Raw genomic sequence first — 18,131 nt, forward strand, 5'->3', positions numbered from 1 at the left:
AATGGAATTGTAAAAATGGTCCCAAATTCTACAAGTATATTTCAACCTTTTAATGCTGCAGCGCATTTTTAACAAAATACAATTATGAAAAATAAACGTTATAAAATAGCCCTGATGGAAATAAAAATCCTCTCGATCCCGAAGCTTCGGGATGGGAGATTGTAATGGACAGCAGGACGAAGCGAAAATGAACAACGAAATGGTTGTGCTCCTAAAAAATGCATTACTTTGTAACAAAATTGACTTGAAGAACACTAATCAATTATGAGTGAAAATCTAGAACATTCTTTTGTTACACAATTGAAGGAAAATCAGAATATAATCCACAAAATTTGTCGGTTATATACTGATTGCGAAGATTCACATAAAGACTTATTTCAAGAAGTAACCATTCAATTGTGGAAGGCATTCCCAAAGTTTAGGGGCGATAGCAAATTCTCCACTTGGGCATATCGCGTAGCGCTCAACACGGCGATCACTTTATACCGCAAAAACAAACGTTCGATATCCACCGTAGAATACGAAGGGCGGCAGCACTTTATTAAGGACGTCGATTATAATTATGAAGAGGAAGAGCAAATTAAACTAATGTACAAGGCGGTTTACCAATTAAACGATATCGAAAAAGCATTGGTTTTCATGTACCTTGAAGACAAGGATTACCGAGAGATAGCAGAAACCCTAGGAATTAGCGAAGTAAATGCGAGAGTGAAGATGAATAGAATTAAAGGGAAATTAAAAAAAATATTAAATCCTTAAGGAATATGAAAGAGCTGGATTTATTAAAAAAAGACTGGCAGAAGAACACGGATTCTTTTGAGCAGGTATCAGAAATAGAAATTTATAAAATGATTCATAAAAACTCTTCTTCTATTGTGAAGTGGATTTTGATCATTAGTATTTTGGAGGTTTTGTTGTGGACTGGATTTAGCATGATTTTTAGTGCTGATGATTACCTTAAAAAAATAAATAACGAGGGGTTGTCCTTCACTTTAAAGTTTTTCACCTATTTAAATTATGCAGTCATTGTTATATTTATTTATTTGTTTTACAAAAACTACATCCGAATTTCGGCCATAGCAGCTACAAAACAATTAATGAAAGACATATTGAAAACGCGAAAAATGGTACAATACTATGTTTGGTATAATCTGGGAATGATTGTCTTTGGCTTGATTATGGGCTTCATAATCGCTTTATATTACAATCCAGAAACCATTATTCTAAGAAATAAAGTTGAACATGACCCAAAAATAATGGCGATCACGATTGGTATATTAGCCATAGTTACCATTGTGCTATTTGGATTATTCTGGCTATTTTATAGACTGTTGTACGGTATTTTACTGAGAAGATTGCATGCCAATTATAAAGAACTGAAGAAGATAGACTTGTAGTAATGATATTTATTTTTTTCAAATTAAAAACCCAGCATATTTAAATAATTGCTGGGTTTGTATTTTTTATAGAAATGACACTTCGAAGTTAATATTCCCATTTTCGAAATTTATTTAATTTTTCATGCTCTTCAATTTCTTCGACAGGAATTACTTTTAGAAAAGAACAATGTTGCTCGATTGCATATTCTACTTTTTCTACGATTTCCTCAATAGAATCATTGTCATAATCAATTTCAAGCGGTTCTTTTATGATGAACGACTGCAGAATTCCCTTCTTTTTCATGCGTAATCCTTTTTTATCGAAGGAACGTCGGAAACCGTCGATCACAATGGGGACTACTATAGGACGGTGCTCCTTAATTATATGCGCCGTTCCTTTTCGAACAGGCTTGAAAGATTTAGTCGTTCCTTGCGGAAAAGTAATTACCCAACCATCTTTGAGGGCGATTTTAATATTTTCGGTATCATTAGGATCCACGCATTTCTTATCAACGACGTCTTTGCCTTTTTCACGCCAGGTTCGCTCTACAGTGATGGCACCAGCATAAGCCATAATTCTTGGCAATAAACCGGCTCGCATCGTTTCTTTGGCTGCTACATAATAGATATTCAGCTTGGGATTCCATAAATACAATACGTTTTTTATATTGTTTTCTCTCCCTTTTAAACTTGCGTTAAATACATGAAACATGGCTACAACATCGGCAAAGTAGGTTTGATGGTTCGAAATAAACAGCACGTTTGTACCCGGTAAATTTCTAATGATTTCCGAGCCCTCAATCTGTAATTCATTGAAGCCTCTATATCGTCTATGGGTAATCCCCCCGAAAATTCGGATCAACCATCTCTTTACAAAAAGGATGTGACCAAAAGGATTTCTCTTCAATAACCCCATAAAATATTGTGTTTATTTTCTAAATTTGGTATACAAACTTACGAAAATTTTTTTTGTACTATCTCTTTTTTGCTAGCCGACGGACTGAAATTAAATCTCTGATTATCCTCGTCCTAATAGCCGACTCCCTCTTTATTTATCAGCATCCAAAACTGATTTTAAAACATCTTTTAACTCGCTAAGCATCATCGCAGTAGCACCCCAAACAATATGTCCTTCAATTTCAAAAGCCGGTACATTTTTATTTTTAGCATAGGAAGTAGAAAGTTTTGTTTCAATAATTATTTTGTCGCTCAAGAAAACGGATAATGGTAATTCAATGATGCTGGAAACTTCTGATGGTTGTGGAATAAAACAAACCTCATCTTTACATATTCCAAAAAAAGGATGAACCATAAAGTTACTTGGAGGAATATAAGTGGGTGTAAAAAATTTAATCACTTCCATCTTTTCAAGATGGATTCCTATCTCCTCATGTGTTTCGCGCAAAGCTGTCATCGCAAAATTCTCGTCTTCCGTTTCAAACTTTCCGCCAGGAAATGCTATTTGTCCTGAATGCACTCCTTCATAGGAATTTCGAACAATTAAAACCAAATGAGTGATCCCATTTTTAGGATAAAACAACATCATAACCGCCGCCATTCTTGGTTCTTTATTTGCGCTAAATGCATTTTTCAAGCTTTCCATTCTTTCAAAAGGAGCCATTTTAAGATGCGCCTCCATCGCTGGAAGTTTCGCTTGAGCGAAATGAGGAACATATTCTAAAAAATGTTGAAAATCCATAATCAAAGTCTATTTTTGCATCTTATAGTAAAAGTACTCCAGAAAATAATAGTGCGCAAATTTTCTAATAATCAAACAATCAAAATGTATAGCAAAGAAGAAACTCAAAAATTAAAGAGAGAGTTCTGGGTCACATTCGCAGAAAAATATCCCCGAAAATGGGTTTTGTATGACACAAAAATTAAAGATTTCTCTTTTAAGTTTTATGTAGATAATAAAAAAGCCCAAGTTTTAATTGATATCGAACATCGAAATTATGAAACTAGAATTGCTTATTTTGAGAAACTAGAAGCCTTAAAAAATATATTAGCCGAAGAGTTCATTGCCGATTTAGTATTCGAAAGAGAGTATGTTCTTGAAAACGGAAAAACAATCAGTCGCATTTGGGTTGAAAAACTAGGCGTAAGCGTCAGCAACAGAAACTACTGGGATGAGATATTTGCGTTTTACAACGAGAAAATGACTGCTTTAGAACTTTTCTATTCTGAATACGATGATTTTATAAAGGATATTACATAGTAAGAAAGACTAATTTCATTAGTTTTTTTGTTGTTTAAAACACCACTTAAAATTATATTCTCACAAGTAAAAAAGCGATTGTAAAATAGAATTCTTTCTATTTTACAATCGCTTTTTTCATGCACATTAAAACTCTACAATGGAATATTTCCGTGTTTTCGATCTGGCCTAACAATCACTTTATTTTCGAGCATACTGAATGCTTTTATCAATTTTCTACGCGTATCTTCTGGCAATATAACCTCATCCACAAAACCTCTCTGCGCTGCAGTATAAGGATTTGCAAACAAATTTGCATATTCTGCTTCCTTTTCTAAAAGTTTAGCTGCAGGATCAGCCGCTTCATTGATTTCTTTTTTGAAGATAATTTCTGACGCTCCTTTTGCTCCCATAACCGCAATTTCGGCAGTTGGCCACGCATAATTCATGTCGGCACCAATGTGTTTCGAATTCATCACATCATAAGCTCCACCATAAGCTTTACGCGTAATAACCGTAATTCTAGGTACGGTTGCTTCGCTTAATGCGTAAAGTAACTTGGCTCCATGGACGATAATTCCATGCCACTCTTGATCTGTTCCTGGTAAGAAACCGGGCACATCTACTAAGACTAACAAAGGAATATTGAAACAATCGCAAAAACGAGTAAATCGTGCCGCTTTAATCGAACTATTTACATCCAAAACTCCGGCTAAATACATAGGTTGATTGGCCACAATACCAATACTTCGTCCGCCTAATCTGGCAAAACCTACAATAATATTCTCGGCATAATTTTTATGAACTTCAAAAAAGGAATCTTCATCGATAATCCCAGCAATCACATTATGCATGTCATAGGGCTTATTTGGATTATCGGGAATAATCGTTGCCAATTGTTCGCGTACCTCATCGTTTAGTTCATAAGGCAACTTTGCAGTCGTTTCTTTATTACTTTGCGGTAAATAGCTCAACAATTTTTTTAGATCTTCCAGACATTCTACATCATTTGCAGAAGTACAATGTGCTACACCAGACTTAGTAGAATGCGTACTTGCTCCTCCCAATTCCTCAGAAGTTACAGTTTCATTGGTAACCGTTTTAACAACATTGGGTCCCGTCACAAACATATAGCTAGTATCTTCTACCATCATGGTAAAATCTGTCATCGCAGGAGAATATACCGCTCCACCTGCGCAAGGTCCCATAATAGCAGATATTTGCGGAATCACTCCACTTGCTTGTACGTTTCTAAAGAAAATATCAGCATAACCACCCAAAGAACGCACACCTTCTTGAATACGAGCACCACCTGAATCGTTTAATCCGATCATAGGCGCTCCCATTTTGACTGCCATGTCCATCACTTTGCAGATTTTCTCAGCATGTGTTTCAGACAAAGCTCCACCAAAAACAGTGAAATCCTGAGCGAAAATATAAACTAGTCTTCCGTTAATGGTTCCGTATCCCGTGATCACTCCATCACCATAATATTTTTCTTTCTCCATCCCAAAATCAGTAGTACGATGTGTCACCAATATACCAATTTCTTCAAAAGAACCTTCGTCCATCAAATAGTTAACACGCTCTCTGGCTGTCAATTTCTTTTTTTGGTGTTGCTTTGCAATTCTGTTTTTACCTCCACCCAAATGGGCTTGAGCAATTTTATCGTTTAATTCTTTTATTTTAGACTCCATAAATTTATTGATTTGGTAATCGTACTATTTTTTGATCTTCAAAATATTGTTTCAAAGCGATCATAGCGGCAATTTCAGCTTCTTGTGCCAATTGGTTTTTTAACAAGTCTGCACTGTAATATTTTTTCACGAAATGCGTGTCAAAATTTCCAGAACGGAACGCTTCATGTTCACATACAAATTTCCCAAAAGGCAAAGTAGTTTGTACCCCTTCGACTAAATATCCATCAATTGCTTTGATCATAAGTTGGATTGCCTCTTCACGGGTTTCGCCATAAGTTATCAGCTTGGCCAGCATCGGGTCATAATAAATTGGAATATCCATTCCTTGCTCAAAACCGTTATCAACACGAATTCCTTCGCCAACAGGCAATTGGTACACCTCTAAATGTCCAACACTTGGAAGAAAATCATTCATAGGATCTTCGGCATAAACACGTAATTCTAACGCATGACCTTTGATCACTAAGTCTTCCTGCTTAATCGTTAAAGCCTCTCCACGAGCCACTTTTATTTGCATTTCAACTAAGTCAGTACCTGTAATCAACTCGGTTACTGGATGCTCCACTTGCAAACGCGTATTCATTTCAAGGAAATAGAAATTATTGTTTTCATCCAATAAAAACTCCACAGTTCCTGCTCCTAAATAATCGCAAGATTTAGCCACCATAACGGCAGCTTCACCCATTTCTTTACGCAATTCAGGTGTTAAAACTGAAGAAGGAGCTTCTTCGACTACTTTTTGATGGCGACGCTGAATACTACATTCTCTTTCGAATAAATATAAAATATTCCCATGACTATCGGCCATGATTTGTATTTCAATATGACGAGGAGAAGCAACGTATTTTTCTATAAAAACAGAACCATCACCAAAAGCATTTATAGCCTCGCTGATCGCTCTTTTCATTTGGGATTCAAATTCTTCTTCATTCTCGACAACACGCATTCCTTTTCCACCACCGCCGGCAGAAGCTTTAATCAAAATAGGAAATCCTATTTCACGGGCAACTACTTTTGCTTTTTCAATATCAGTAATCGCTTCATCTAAACCAGGAACCATTGGAATATTATAAGCTTTAACCGCTTCTTTGGCAGCCAGCTTACTTCCCATTATATGTATGGCTTTCGATTTTGGTCCAATAAAAATGATGTTGTTTTTTTCTGCTTTTTCAGCAAAATCAGCATTCTCACTCAAAAAACCATATCCTGGGTGAATAGCATCGACACCTAAAGATTTGGCCACTTCAATAATTTTATCTCCTAATAAATAAGACTGGTTTGAAGGCGATTCCCCAATCCAAACGGCTTCATCAGCAAATTTGACATGAGGTGCATTTCTATCGACTGTTGAATAAACAGCCACTGTTTTAATACCCATTTTCTGGGCGGTCTTCATTACTCTAATGGCAATTTCTCCCCTATTGGCAACTAATATCTTTTTCATACGATTATTCAAATTCAATTAATAATTGCCCTTTATCTACAGCATCTCCTAATGTTACCGATATCGATTTGATAATTCCGTCGCGTGGAGAAAGAAAACTGTTTTCCATTTTCATAGCTTCCAGAATTAAAAGGCTGTCGTTCTCTTTTACTGTTTGTCCCACTACTACACTAATTTCCAATATCAATCCCGGCATAGGTGCTTTGATAGCATTGATTTGTTTGGTCAATCCTACCTCAAAACCTAACTCTTTGATAAGCTGATCTAAATCATTAGAAACAGCAACAGTATAACTATTGTTATTTACTTTGACGGTATATGTTTTTTGGGTGAAATTAGCCGAGAGAATCTCTGCTTTGTAGGGTTTATTTTCGTGCAGTACATGGAATGTTTTAGCATCCATATTTACAGCGTCGAGCTGTGAAACTTGTTCTTTATCAAAGTCAAATTGAAAAGAATCATTTACTTTTACTTTATAGCTATCACTCATTAATGCAATTTTTATGGTCGTAAAAATAAGTAAAAGAAAACGTTTTCGTAAGATAAAAAGATAGATTTATGCTAAAAAGATATAGTTATTCAATTATATTTTGAAAATATAAATTTGACTCATTCCTTTCAATTTCCGAATTATATAAAAAACTCTTTTTTCAAAAACGTCACAATAGCCTTTAAAGAACCAACAACCCAAATTCTCTTAAAGTGTTAATTGGTTTTGAGTACCAAAATAGCTCAAAGTCCTCTAAATGAGTTTCAAAATCAGCTTTTACTTCCGTAAATGAATAGGTTTTAGCGTTTGAAACAGTAATTTTTAACAACATTGCCACAAGCCATTCTCCTTCTTGCTTACTAGTCTGAATGGTAAAGCTTTCTTTCTTATCGTGAAAAGTCAGTGTCATCATTTCCCAAGTACTCCCTTTTTTTGATTTGGTAAAATGATTAACCGAAGGCTTCCCGCCTAACCAAACAATTTTAGCTGTCGCTTTTATATTGAAATCTTCTGCTACTTCTAAAGCATTAAAAATATAGTCTTCCGGAATTTTAGTCTTCGGAATTTTAAATTCAAACCAATCCTGCAGTTCATAGTCGAAACAGATTCCGTGCATGAAATTGAACAATGATTTTTTAAGTCCAAAACTAAACTTGTCATGGTCGATTCCTGTCGAATCAATATAGTTAATATCGTTATTAGCAAAAGTTCCAATAACTTCCGTTTCTTTGACAACGCCAAATTTCTCTGGATACAAGCCCACGGGACTGTGCGCCGTCATAGCAAACTGATGCCAAAAACCAGACTGCAGAACACCTGCTTCAAATAATTGGCGCACCATTTCCAGACTGTCCACCGTTTCCTGAACTGTTTGTGTTGGATAACCGTACATCAAATAAGAATGTACCATAATCCCGGCTTCGGTAAAATTACGGGTCACTTTGGCTACTTGTTCCACTGTAACTCCCTTGTCTATCAATTTCAACAAACGATCTGAGGCTACTTCGAGACCACCGGAAACGGCAATACAGCCGGAAGCTTTTAATAGCAAACACAAATCTCTGGAAAAACTTTTTTCGAATCGAATATTAGTCCACCAAGTCACTGATAATTTTCTACGAAGTATTTCAAGCGCTAATGCCCGCATCAATGCTGGAGGTGCTGCTTCATCTACGTAATGAAATCCATTTTCGCCCGTTTGCTCCATCATTTGCTCCATACGATCACACAGTAAACTAGCTGCAACCGGCTCGTAAATTTTGATGTAATCCAATGAAATATCGCAAAAGGTGCATTTCCCCCAATAGCATCCATGCGCCATGGTGAGTTTATTCCAGCGTCCATCGCTCCACATACGGTGCATGGGATTTACGATTTCGATAACCGAAATGTATTTATCCAAAGGCAAATCAGAATAATCTGGCGTCCCCACTTGCGCTTGCTTGTAATCTGGTTGTAGGGAATTATTTTTGTAAATAACTCTCCCGTCTTCTAGAAGAAATGTTCTTTTGAAAGAGTTGTGATTCGGGTTTTCGATATTATTGATTAATTCCTCAATAGGTACTTCACCATCATCTAAAGTAATAAAATCGAAAAACTCAAAAACACGTTCGTCCGAAAGGGAACGCAATTCGGTGTTAGGAAAACCACCACCCATGGTAATTTTAATTTCAGGATGATGGTTTTTAATCCATTGCGCTGATCTAAAAGCACTGTATAAATTCCCCGGAAAGGGAACAGAAATCAAGAAAATCGTAGGTTGGATCGTTTCAATTTTTTCTTTCAAAATCGAAAGAAGTATTTCATCGATATAGGTAGTTTCTTGTTGAAGCGCTTGATACAATTCGTCAAAAGAATTTGCACTTCGTCCTAAACGTTCTGCATACCGACTAAAGCCAAAATTAGCATCCACACATTCCACAATAAAATCAGAGATATCTTCAAGATATAAGGTCGCCAAATGCTTGGCTTTGTCCTGCGTTCCCATACTTCCAAAAGCCCAATCAAGTTCTTCTAGTTGCGCAAAACGGGAGGCTTCGGGCAAATAATCTTCCTGACAGATTTGGAGTGCCAAGGTTGGATTTTTCCCCTGTAGAAAACGGATTACCGCATCAATCGTTTTGATGTATTCCTCTTGTAAAGCAAAAATGCGTTTGGAATTATCTGAAATAGCACGATCTATAGTTGCTGTTTTAAATAAATCTAACAATCCCACTTTCGAAAACAATTTCAAAATCACTTCAATCCCCAAATCTGCTTGAACTGATTCGACATTAATCGTATTCAGAAACCCCTTGATATAAGCAGTAGCTGGATATGGTGTATTCAGTTGTGTAAACGGAGGCGTAATAAGGAATAATTTTGTTTTCAAAAGGAAATTGTTTTGTGCAAAAATAAGGGTTATTTCAATAGTTTACACATAAATCAAGGGCTAGATTTATAATTCGGATCCAGTTTTAGATCCTAATAGTAATGCTTTTTTGCCGTTGTAAAATTTGTACAAAATTAATTACATTTACAATTGTTAAATTAATCGAATGAAATATACTTTACTCTTTCTTTTTTTATTAATTATTGTTCCTTCATTTGCGCAATACAATAATAAATTAGCCGGTTTTACTGAAAACAAAGGGCAAATTATTGACCAAAAGGGAAAGGCGAACCCAGCTGTAAAGTTCCTGTTGAATTCAAATGGATTAAATGTACAATTAAGAAAAAATGGTTTCTCCTATGATATATATGAAGTGAAAAAAACACCTGTTCTACCTTTACAAACATCAAAAAAAACAATAAATCATACTCCTGAAAAAGAAAAAATAGAACCCGAATATGATATTGAGCATGTATTTCATCGAGTTGATATCGATTTTGTTAATTCAAATTCTAATGTTGAATTCATTAAAGAACAAGAATCAAAAGATTTTGATAATTATTATAACATTCCAAGCAAACCCAATGGAATTCTAGGAGTTCATAGCTTCAAAAAAATCACTTACAAAAATATTTATCCTAATATTGACGTGGTTTTCACTATTCCAGCCGATTCTTTAAAAACTGTCGAATACAATTTTATAGTTCATCCAAAAGGAAAAATATCAGATATCCAACTCAAATTTAATGGTGCCAAAACAGAATTAATAGACAATAAAATCCGAATGAATGTTCGTTTTGGTAAAATGGATGAAACCATACCAGCAAGCTGGACAGAAGATAAAACAGGCAAAAAAGACATTGACATTGGTTACAAAAAAATAAAAAATAATGTTTATGGTTTTAACGCTGATAAACAGTTTTTGAATAAAACGTTGGTTATTGATCCCGTACCGGTTAGACTTTGGGGAACTTATTTTGGTGGGGGAAACACAAATCTCACTAAAAAAATAAAAACAGATAAGCTAGAAAATGTAATTATTACAGGAGAAACCTCTAGCGCAACGAATATTGCAACATCGGGTGCTTTTCAAACTACAAAAACATCTATATTGGATGCGTCATTCCTTTCTAAGTTTACTCCTGATGGCAACAGAATATGGGGGACTTATATTAATTCTGCGAGAATATTCGACCTAGCAGTAAACACCAATAATGAAATTTATATTGGCGGTTCAGTCTTTTATACTTCTGGAAACGGACTATCTACTTTTGGAGCATACAAATCTATTAATTCTGATTTTTCGTCAGATGGTTTAATCCTAAAATTTAACGATAATGGACAACAAATATGGGGAACATTATATGGAGGAATAGCTAATGAATCGATTAATACTTTAAGTTTAGATAATCAAGAAAATTTAATAATCGCTGGAGAAACACATAGTATAGAAGGAATTGCTACCTCAGGTGTTTTTCAATCTATTAATAATGACCCTTTTAATGGTTGTGGTTTCTTTGCAAAATTCTCCCCTTTAGGAGAAAGAATTTCTGGAAGTTATTTTCCCGGAAAAGTAAATCATTCAATAATTGATACGAACAATAATTTAATTCTAGCAGGACAATATTGGATCTTAGATTCTGACCAACCTGATATTTCAACACCAGGAGCACATCAAACGCAAATTCATCATATGGATGGTTTTATTGTAAAATTTAATTCAACTGGGGAAAGACTTTGGTGTACTTACTATGGAGGTGATCCTTCATTTTACATATCAGTTAATGATTATTACGATCGTATAACAGGTTTAGGCACAGATTCTTTTAATAATATATATGCAACAGGAGTAACTAATAGCGAGAATAACATTTCGACACCTGGTGCTTATAAAGAAAACCAAGCAATAGGCGGTGTTGATACATTTATTGTCAAATTTAATACAAGTGGAATCAGGGAATGGGGAACCTATTATGGTTCTGAAAGCTTTCAAGGTTATGATAAATGTGAAAGTAGCTTTACATCTGAAAATGGAGACACGTATATCACAGGAGATACAAGGAGCCAAACAGATATTGCAACCGTAGGTAGTTTTCAACCAGTGAATGCTGGTTCTGATGAAGGTTTCATTTCAAAGTTTGACACTTCTGGCAATCTATTATGGGGGACCTATTACGGCGGCTCTGATCAAGATTTTATCAAAAATATTTATTACAAAAATCGAAATATTTACATAATTGGAACAACAACAGGAAGTGCTAATCTTGGCACTGTCGGAACGGAATATCCAACACTTCAAGGCGGTAATACTTTTATTGCCAAGTTCCAAGATTGCCTTTCCAATCCTATAGCATCTAGCAACTCCCCTATCTGCATCGGCAACGACTTAAAACTTACAGCTTCAGGTGGAACAGATTATTTATGGACAGGTCCAAACGGATTTGCTTCTATCGAGCAAAACCCAATAATTCCAAATGCAGCTGCTTTATATAGTGGTGAATATAGCTGTACAATAACGGGAACCGGTGGATGTGATGACACCAAAAAAATCAATGTGGTGATTGGAGATTTTGTCGCTCCAATTCCTGATTTTGTAAACTTACCTACTATTACAGGAGATTGCACAACTATAATATCTACTGTTCCCTCAGCAACTGATGTCTGCGCAGGAGCAATTACAGCAACGACGACTAGTCCGCTTTCATATAGCGTGCCTGGGACATATACTGTTATTTGGAACTATGATGATGGAAACGGAAATACAAATTTTCAAAATCAAACTATTATAATTAATCAACAGTCTTTGCCTACAGTAATTTCTCCTCAAACATTTTGCACCCAACAAAATGCCACTTTATCTGCTGTTGTTATTTCGGGACAAAACATAAAATGGTACGATGCTTTAACAAACGGAAATATTTTACCAAATAATACAGCACTTCAAAATGGGACCAACTATTATGCTTCCCAGACAATCAATGGATGTGAAAGCGAAAAAGTTCCTGTTTTAATTAACATAATAAATACCGCTGGGCCAACCGGTAATAGTCCGCAAACATTTTGTAGCAGCCAAAACTCAACTTTGTCCACTATTATTCTATCGGGAACAGCCATAAGATGGTATGACAATGCAACAAATGGAAATCTTTTACCAAGTACTACTCCCCTTCAAAATGGAATTACTTACTATGCATCACAAACAGAAAACAGTTGTGAAAGTACTACTCGTTTAGCAGTAAAAATAGAATTGATCAATACTTTAGCTGCAAGTAATTATGAAGAATTACTTTGTGATGATTTAAATAACGGCAAAGAAATCGTGAATTTAAATAACTACAATTCAATGTTAATTTCGAATACCACAGATTATACATTCTCTTATTACTCCTCTCTAGCTGCTGCTGAAAATCAATTGACAGCAAATCAAATTACAAATGCATCTGCCTACAAACTAAATTTAGAAGACAACATAATTTACGTTCGTATCAATTCAAACACGCCTTGTTATGCGATTGCAGTTTTAAAACTGACTGTCGTGGTTAAACCAATTATTCCCATTCCTGATATTGTTCCCATTTGCGAAAATAATAGCATTGCCATAACCGCAGGTTCAGCTACAGATTCATTTTTATGGTCTACTGGAGCTACAACACCTTCAATTATAGTAACAAACCCTAGTGAGTACACTGTAACAGTAACAAGAAACTACGGTGAATTTTCCTGCTCTAGTTCGAAAAAATTTAGTGTAATAAAATCTACTATTGCAACTATAACTTCGATTGAAACATTGGACTGGACAGATAAAAACAATGTGATTAGCGTATATGTAGATGGTGCTGGTAGTTATGAATATTCTGTTGACGGAATTCGCTATCAAGACAGTAATGAATTTCAAAACCTCTTTAGCGGAGCATATACCGTGTACGTGAGAGATAAAAATGGTTGCGGAATAATAACAGAAAAAGTCAATCTACTGATGTACCCTAAATTCTTTACTCCAAACGGCGATGGACACAATGACACTTGGAGCATACATTTTTCAGATACTGAGATTGGATTAACCGTGCAATTATTTGATCGTTATGGTAAACTAATTACGGAATTGAATCAAAATCAGACTTGGAATGGAACTTTAAACGGTCATGAACTTCCCTCAACAGATTATTGGTTTGTCGTGACCAAAGCAGATGGAAAAGTATACAAAGGGCATTTTACCTTGAAACGATAGTTTTTAGATTTCCTAAACATATCATAATCCTTGAAAAGTTAACTTTACTTTTACTATTTTAGCATCACATTTAGAAATTACATAACTATGCCTACCGACTGTATCAGCTATCAAAAATCAGGATATTTCTCTCCGTTGATGAATGATTATTTAGATCAAAACGACAATTTAAGTTCCTTATATAATCGCTTTCCCACACTCGAAAACTTTGAGGGACAAATCCTTGAAAAGCAGGCCAATTTTGATAATTCAAATAGAGTCGCTTTAGTTTCGGTTCTGCAAAAACAATATGCTTGTATTAAAACTTCGCAGTCAACACTTCAGAATATTGAAGCTTTAAAAGTGCCAAATACTTTTACAATAACTACCGGACATCAATTGAATCTATTTACTGGCCCTCTCTATTTCCTTTATAAAATTATCTCCACGATTAATCTTAGCAAGGAATTAAAAGCGAAATATCCGGCCTATAACTTTGTCCCAATTTATTGGATGGCGACTGAAGACCATGATTTTGAAGAAATTAATTATTTTAATTTTAAAGGAAAAAAATTCAGATGGAATAAGGAAAGCACTGGACCTGTAGGGAGACTATCTACCGAAGGATTGTCGGATGTTTTTGAACTTTATGCCCAGGAACTGGGTTCAAGTACGAATGCTGAAACCTTAAAGAATCAATTTAAGGACGCCTACCTCAACCACGACAATCTAGCCGATGCCACACGTCATTTAGCGAATGTGCTTTTTGGAGCGCAGGGTCTGGTGATTCTAGATGCAGATCATGCTGATTTGAAGCGTAGCTTTATTCCTTTTGCAAAAGAAGAATTGCTACATCAAACCTCACATAAGGCTGTACTTGATACAACCGAACAATTAAAAGAATATAATATTCAAGTAAACCCACGCGAAATCAATTTATTTTATATCGAAGATAAATTACGCGAACGTATTATTCTGGAAGACGGTAAATACAAGGTAAACAATACCAAAATTGAATTTTCGCAGCAGAAAATCTTGACATTACTTGAGAATAATCCAGAAATGTTCAGCCCAAACGTAATTATGCGTCCACTTTATCAGGAAGTAATTTTACCTAATCTTTGCTACATTGGCGGAGGTGGAGAAATTGCTTATTGGTTAGAATTAAAATCATTTTTTGAGGCGGTAAACATTAGCTTCCCAATGTTGTTAGTTCGAAATTCTGTTCTTTTAGCTACTGAAAAACAACTTAAGAAAGCAGAAAAATTAGAATTAAACTGGACTGATTTATTTTCAAAACAAGGCGATTTATTGCATAATAAAACAAAGCAATTATCAGAATTTCCAATTGATATGTCCTCTTTAAAAAACCAGCTTCAAGAACAATTTAGAGAGCTGTACGAGATTACAAAACTAACTGATAAATCCTTCATTGGCGCTGTAAAAGCCCAGGAAATAAAACAGACTAAAGGTTTAGACAATCTAGAAAAACGATTATTAAAAGCGCAGAAAAGAAAGTTAAGCACTGTTCTGGAACGGATCACCGATTTACAAAACGAACTTTTCCCTAATAAAAGCCTACAGGAACGTCAAGCTAATTTTTCAGAGTTTTATTTGGAATGTGGTGATAATTTGATTCCGAAATTAATCGAAAGGCTAAAACCATTAGATAACAAATTTGAGATAATTATCACATAATTTATTAACTATCACTATAATGCAGATTTTGTAAATTAATTAGATAAAAAAACACTAATTTTGCACAAAATTTAAAAAAATAAACAAAATGGCTACTAATAGAACATTTACAATGATTAAACCTGATGCTGTTGCTAACGGACACATCGGAAACATACTTGCAATGATTACAAATGCAGGTTTCAAAATTGTTTCTTTAAAATTAACTCAACTTACTGTTGCAGATGCTCAAGCATTTTATTCAGTACACGCTGCAAGACCTTTCTACGGTGAATTAGTAGAATTTATGTCAAGAGGACCTATTGTTGCTGCTATCTTAGAAAAAGACAACGCAGTTGAAGACTTTAGAACTTTAATTGGTGCTACAAATCCAGCTGATGCTGCTGAAGGAACTATCCGTAAAGCATATGCAACTTCTATTGGAGAGAATGCAGTTCACGGTTCTGACAGTGATGAAAATGCAGCTATCGAAGGTGCTTTCCATTTTGCAGGAAGAGAGCAGTTCTAGTATTAAGTGTTCCCGTTTTTTATTATTCAGTTAAAATAACAGAACTAATAAAAAAGGGCCATCATATAAAAATCCCGTCAAGTTCTAATAAACTTGACGGGATTTTTTTTTTACTGCAAACTAAAAGAACTGAATACTGAACACTTTTTTATTACCTCAAAACAACATCCTTCACCACATCTCTTCTCAGTTCTTCATTGATCATGGTCACGATTTTAGTTCTTCCATGACTTAATTCTTCGCGCAATACTGACGAACTTAGCTCTACATACAACGTACTTCCTTTCAATACCACATTCTTAGTATAGCTGTTCACACCGTTCCCCATCAAATTTTTCCAGGCGTCTTTTACATCAATCTGATCCATTCCTGGCTGTAACTTATTGACTTGGATAATTTGCTTTAAAACATCCCCTACCGTACTTTGATTATTTAGTCTTTTCGCCATTGTTTGTCAAATTTATTGGTCCTGCTTTCTTATAATGATATTCCTTTTTTTCTTCATTTCGCACCACCAACTCCTGATCGGATACTGCGATCAACTCCTCACTCCATTTAGAAAAAGGAGTAGAGTAATCTAAGAACGCTTTGCCATCCTTAAATCTAACAATGACATCCTCATACGCATCATTTACTAAAAAGCTACCATTTAATTGCGGCATTACTTTCTTTCGAATTCCCTTATTTTCCTTAGAAATTTCAAAATAGTCATAACTTTCATTCATTTTATAAGCCTTGTCTTCCCCTTTGTCAAAAACGACTCTCTCGATTTCCCAATAGCCATTGAGTTTCGCAATATCAGCAGGTTCAATCTTTTGCTGACAACTAACAAATAAGAAACTAAACAGTAAAATTTTAAATGTATTCTTCATATCAATTATATATTTATTAGGAGACGGCAGTAAGACATTACTCTTCTTTTTACTGTATATTTTTATTTAAAGAAAGCACAACAAAACGAATTTCTTCCTTCCCAACTCGCCAAGATCGGGACAATAATAGCTCGTAAAAATCGAATAAATTAGCGCGCTCCTATTTTACCACAAAGCTAACCTTATTAAATTTTAAAGAAAACAAAAATAGCAACACTCATTAAAAAAAATTTCACTAGCTCACTTTCCAATCAGCAATTTCATATATAAAACCACTTTAAATATTTCAAGTATTTTATCAATCAGTATAACTTTAAACAAAAAAACACATCCGAATCGAATTCAAATGTGTTCCTTTAAATAGAAAGTATAAATCTATTTTCTACACCATGTCTTCTAAACAATTGTCAAAAAACAAAATAACATTGGTTTTATAAAATCGATACGCCGAAAAATGACTTTCGATATCATTTCGAAATTTAGTATGATTATTCAAATAGAAGGTTTCACACTGTACATCGTCACATTCTTTAATGTTATCTAACTTATTAATAAAGTCAATTAATTTATCTTGATACGATTCATTGATTTCCTTCACCTTCTCCAGGTCTTTAATCAAATCCTCTTTTTTTTGCTGATCGGATTCTAAATCTTTAAAAATGGAGGAATACAGCATTCGTTTAAAAAAAAGAATTTCGATTCTAATAATAGAAATATCTTCTTTCCAAAGTTCAATATCTTTATCCATAAACTTCATCTGGATATCGTCAACCGTCTCATGCTTATAAATTAAATCTTTCATACCATTTCATTTTCTAGAGGTCCCACTTGTTGCTTTACGCCAATAATATTAACCTTATTCATCCCTGACGGAAAGTGCCATTCAATTTCATCTCCGGTTGCGTAACCAAATAGAGCTATCGCCATGGGAGATAAAACAGAAATTTTATTTTGCTGAATATTGCCTTTATCAGGAGTTACAATTTGATAACTGCGTTCCCCAAATGAAGGTGTTTCGATAGATACAATAGAATTGTACCTAATCACATCTTCAGGTATCATACCGTCCTCCACAATTTTAGCTGACTCTAGTTGAAAATTTAATTTCTTAATCGAGTCTCGGTATATTTTGTCATCCTGACTTTTATAGTTTGCAATATTATCTTTTAATAAATCATACTCTCTCTTATCTACTATTAATTGACCGTATTTCATAATTTAGGTATAAACATATAAATTTTAAGCCTTTATAGAACTTGATAGTA

Annotated in this window: 16 protein-coding genes; 6 read left to right on the plus strand and 10 right to left on the minus strand. The window is 34.7% G+C overall.

The genetic code is table 11. The features are described 5' to 3' along the window. The first annotated feature begins 264 nt into the window (after window positions 1–264). Both E0F98_RS08980 and E0F98_RS08985 read left to right on the plus strand, forming a co-directional pair. On the plus strand, window positions 265–759 hold the full coding sequence (locus tag E0F98_RS08980; RefSeq protein ID WP_132110628.1) for an RNA polymerase sigma factor: 495 nt from the start codon (window positions 265–267) through the stop codon (window positions 757–759). A gap of 5 nt (window positions 760–764) precedes the next feature. Beyond that, window positions 765–1,397, plus strand: coding sequence for a hypothetical protein (locus E0F98_RS08985; RefSeq protein ID WP_132110630.1), 633 nt, complete (start codon window positions 765–767; stop codon window positions 1,395–1,397). Between the two features lie 88 nt (window positions 1,398–1,485). Here E0F98_RS08985 and E0F98_RS08990 read toward each other — a convergent pair whose 3' ends face one another. Then, window positions 1,486–2,295: a lysophospholipid acyltransferase family protein gene (locus E0F98_RS08990; protein ID WP_132110632.1), complete on the minus strand. Its 810-nt coding sequence runs from the start codon at window positions 2,293–2,295 to the stop codon at window positions 1,486–1,488. A 132-nt stretch (window positions 2,296–2,427) separates the two neighbouring features. Continuing rightward, window positions 2,428–3,078: an NUDIX hydrolase gene (locus E0F98_RS08995; RefSeq protein ID WP_132110634.1), complete on the minus strand. Its 651-nt coding sequence runs from the start codon at window positions 3,076–3,078 to the stop codon at window positions 2,428–2,430. An 84-nt stretch (window positions 3,079–3,162) separates the two neighbouring features. Between E0F98_RS08995 and E0F98_RS09000 the strand changes: the two genes are divergently transcribed. Further along, complete coding sequence (locus E0F98_RS09000; RefSeq protein WP_132110636.1) at window positions 3,163–3,597, plus strand: DUF4268 domain-containing protein; 435 nt, start codon at window positions 3,163–3,165, stop codon at window positions 3,595–3,597. Between the two features lie 134 nt (window positions 3,598–3,731). Here E0F98_RS09000 and E0F98_RS09005 read toward each other — a convergent pair whose 3' ends face one another. The 4 genes from E0F98_RS09005 to E0F98_RS09020 all read right to left on the minus strand — a co-directional run bounded on the left by E0F98_RS09005 (window position 3,732) and on the right by E0F98_RS09020 (window position 9,581). Beyond that, a complete protein-coding gene (locus E0F98_RS09005) occupies window positions 3,732–5,273 on the minus strand; it encodes an acyl-CoA carboxylase subunit beta (protein WP_132110638.1) in 1,542 nt (513 codons plus the stop codon). 4 nt (window positions 5,274–5,277) lie between these two features. Next, window positions 5,278–6,720, minus strand: a complete 1,443-nt coding sequence (gene accC / locus E0F98_RS09010) for an acetyl-CoA carboxylase biotin carboxylase subunit (RefSeq protein WP_132110640.1) — start codon at window positions 6,718–6,720, stop codon at window positions 5,278–5,280. Between the two features lie 4 nt (window positions 6,721–6,724). Further along, entirely contained in the window at window positions 6,725–7,210 is a 486-nt protein-coding gene (locus E0F98_RS09015; RefSeq protein ID WP_132110642.1) for an acetyl-CoA carboxylase biotin carboxyl carrier protein subunit, read from the minus strand. A 181-nt stretch (window positions 7,211–7,391) separates the two neighbouring features. Beyond that, a complete protein-coding gene (locus E0F98_RS09020) occupies window positions 7,392–9,581 on the minus strand; it encodes a B12-binding domain-containing radical SAM protein (protein ID WP_132110644.1) in 2,190 nt (729 codons plus the stop codon). 166 nt (window positions 9,582–9,747) lie between these two features. Between E0F98_RS09020 and E0F98_RS09025 the strand changes: the two genes are divergently transcribed. The 3 genes from E0F98_RS09025 (at window position 9,748) to E0F98_RS09035 (ending at window position 15,994) form a co-directional block, all read left to right on the plus strand. Further along, window positions 9,748–13,809, plus strand: coding sequence for a T9SS type B sorting domain-containing protein (locus tag E0F98_RS09025; protein WP_132110646.1), 4,062 nt, complete (start codon window positions 9,748–9,750; stop codon window positions 13,807–13,809). Window positions 13,810–13,896: 87 nt separating this feature from the next. Continuing rightward, the gene (gene bshC, locus E0F98_RS09030; RefSeq protein WP_132110648.1) at window positions 13,897–15,486 is read left to right on the plus strand and encodes a bacillithiol biosynthesis cysteine-adding enzyme BshC; all 1,590 of its coding nucleotides are present in this window, start codon (window positions 13,897–13,899) and stop codon (window positions 15,484–15,486) included. 88 nt (window positions 15,487–15,574) lie between these two features. Further along, window positions 15,575–15,994, plus strand: a complete 420-nt coding sequence (locus E0F98_RS09035; protein ID WP_073021421.1) for a nucleoside-diphosphate kinase — start codon at window positions 15,575–15,577, stop codon at window positions 15,992–15,994. 151 nt (window positions 15,995–16,145) lie between these two features. Here E0F98_RS09035 and E0F98_RS09040 read toward each other — a convergent pair whose 3' ends face one another. The 4 genes from E0F98_RS09040 to E0F98_RS09055 all read right to left on the minus strand — a co-directional run bounded on the left by E0F98_RS09040 (window position 16,146) and on the right by E0F98_RS09055 (window position 18,081). Further along, window positions 16,146–16,442: a DUF721 domain-containing protein gene (locus E0F98_RS09040; protein WP_132110650.1), complete on the minus strand. Its 297-nt coding sequence runs from the start codon at window positions 16,440–16,442 to the stop codon at window positions 16,146–16,148. After that, on the minus strand, window positions 16,423–16,866 hold the full coding sequence (locus tag E0F98_RS09045) for a hypothetical protein (RefSeq protein ID WP_132110652.1): 444 nt from the start codon (window positions 16,864–16,866) through the stop codon (window positions 16,423–16,425). The genes E0F98_RS09040 and E0F98_RS09045 overlap by 20 nt, the downstream gene beginning before the upstream one ends. A gap of 382 nt (window positions 16,867–17,248) precedes the next feature. Next, on the minus strand, window positions 17,249–17,668 hold the full coding sequence (locus tag E0F98_RS09050; RefSeq protein ID WP_132110654.1) for a hypothetical protein: 420 nt from the start codon (window positions 17,666–17,668) through the stop codon (window positions 17,249–17,251). Next, window positions 17,665–18,081 (minus strand): GreA/GreB family elongation factor, encoded by a 417-nt coding sequence (locus E0F98_RS09055; RefSeq protein WP_132110656.1) that lies wholly within the window; start codon window positions 18,079–18,081, stop codon window positions 17,665–17,667. The genes E0F98_RS09050 and E0F98_RS09055 overlap by 4 nt, the downstream gene beginning before the upstream one ends. Between the last annotated feature and the right edge of the window lie 50 nt (window positions 18,082–18,131).

This window comes from Flavobacterium hiemivividum (assembly GCF_004349145.1).
In the GTDB taxonomy this organism is placed as follows: domain Bacteria; phylum Bacteroidota; class Bacteroidia; order Flavobacteriales; family Flavobacteriaceae; genus Flavobacterium; species Flavobacterium hiemivividum.

Bases quoted from the DNA above. Each gene is read 5' to 3' on its own strand.
- E0F98_RS08980 (WP_132110628.1), top strand. From the start codon at position 265: ATGAGTGAAAATCTAGAACATTCTTTTGTTACACAATTGAAGGAAAAT.
- E0F98_RS08985 (WP_132110630.1), top strand. From the start codon at position 765: ATGAAAGAGCTGGATTTATTAAAAAAAGACTGGCAGAAGAACACGGAT.
- E0F98_RS08990 (WP_132110632.1), bottom strand. From the start codon at position 2,295: ATGGGGTTATTGAAGAGAAATCCTTTTGGTCACATCCTTTTTGTAAAG.
- E0F98_RS08995 (WP_132110634.1), bottom strand. From the start codon at position 3,078: ATGGATTTTCAACATTTTTTAGAATATGTTCCTCATTTCGCTCAAGCG.
- E0F98_RS09000 (WP_132110636.1), top strand. From the start codon at position 3,163: ATGTATAGCAAAGAAGAAACTCAAAAATTAAAGAGAGAGTTCTGGGTC.
- E0F98_RS09005 (WP_132110638.1), bottom strand. From the start codon at position 5,273: ATGGAGTCTAAAATAAAAGAATTAAACGATAAAATTGCTCAAGCCCAT.
- accC (WP_132110640.1), bottom strand. From the start codon at position 6,720: ATGAAAAAGATATTAGTTGCCAATAGGGGAGAAATTGCCATTAGAGTA.
- E0F98_RS09015 (WP_132110642.1), bottom strand. From the start codon at position 7,210: ATGAGTGATAGCTATAAAGTAAAAGTAAATGATTCTTTTCAATTTGAC.
- E0F98_RS09025 (WP_132110646.1), top strand. From the start codon at position 9,748: ATGAAATATACTTTACTCTTTCTTTTTTTATTAATTATTGTTCCTTCA.
- bshC (WP_132110648.1), top strand. From the start codon at position 13,897: ATGCCTACCGACTGTATCAGCTATCAAAAATCAGGATATTTCTCTCCG.
- E0F98_RS09035 (WP_073021421.1), top strand. From the start codon at position 15,575: ATGGCTACTAATAGAACATTTACAATGATTAAACCTGATGCTGTTGCT.
- E0F98_RS09040 (WP_132110650.1), bottom strand. From the start codon at position 16,442: ATGGCGAAAAGACTAAATAATCAAAGTACGGTAGGGGATGTTTTAAAG.
- E0F98_RS09045 (WP_132110652.1), bottom strand. From the start codon at position 16,866: ATGAAGAATACATTTAAAATTTTACTGTTTAGTTTCTTATTTGTTAGT.
- E0F98_RS09050 (WP_132110654.1), bottom strand. From the start codon at position 17,668: ATGAAAGATTTAATTTATAAGCATGAGACGGTTGACGATATCCAGATG.
- E0F98_RS09055 (WP_132110656.1), bottom strand. From the start codon at position 18,081: ATGAAATACGGTCAATTAATAGTAGATAAGAGAGAGTATGATTTATTA.